Genomic DNA, 674 nt, shown 5'->3' with positions numbered 1-674 from the left:
GCCAAGGACGGGGACACCGAACGCGCCGGGGAGCCTGGCGGTGGTGGCGCTGTCGAGGAGCAGGAGCGGCGCAGCCTGGGTCAGCTGCGCGCCGATGTGTTCGTCAGCCTGGTGGTGGGGGAGTTCTCGCTGACCCCGGAGACGTTGGCCGTGGCTTTGGGGCAGCCCGCCCCTGGCGACGACGACGTCGAGGACGACGGAGTCCCCGCCGGAAGTGACGAGCAGGGGCCGGTGAGTGGGCTGGCGCCGGACACCCGCAAGCTGGTGCGCATCCCCACTCCGGAGCAGCGCGCCCACCTGTCCGAGGTCCACATCGTGGTGCTCGCCGACGACCTCGCCGACGACCTCGCCGATGACCTCGCTGACGACCTCGCGGATGAGGACCTGACCGACCCCGAGGACCCCGACGACGGGCCAGATGACGGACCGGACGCGGACGACGAGCCGGATGACGGGCCGGATGACGGGCCGTATGACGGGCCCGACGAGGGGCCGGATGACGGTGGGCCACCGTCGGGGCCCAGCCCCGCCAACACCGACCACAGCACCCTGCCCACCGGCGAGAAGCCCACCGGCGAGAAGCCCACCGGTGAGAAGTCGAGCCCGCCGCCAACGGCAGGGCCCCCACCAAGCTCCGGGTCCTCCCCACCGGGCCGAGAACGACCCCGCCCCAC

1 pseudogene is annotated in these 674 nt (G+C 73.1%); it reads left to right on the top strand.

The features are described from left to right. Positions 1-674: pseudogene (locus FHN55_RS23050) on the top strand (hypothetical protein); the annotation flags it as partial.

Origin of the sequence: Streptomyces sp. NP160 (assembly GCF_006335115.1) — a bacterium.
Taxonomy (GTDB): Bacteria; Actinomycetota; Actinomycetes; order Actinomycetales; family Quadrisphaeraceae; genus Quadrisphaera.
Note: the sequence above shows the minus strand (reverse complement) of the source record. Positions and strands in the feature narration are given on the sequence as shown.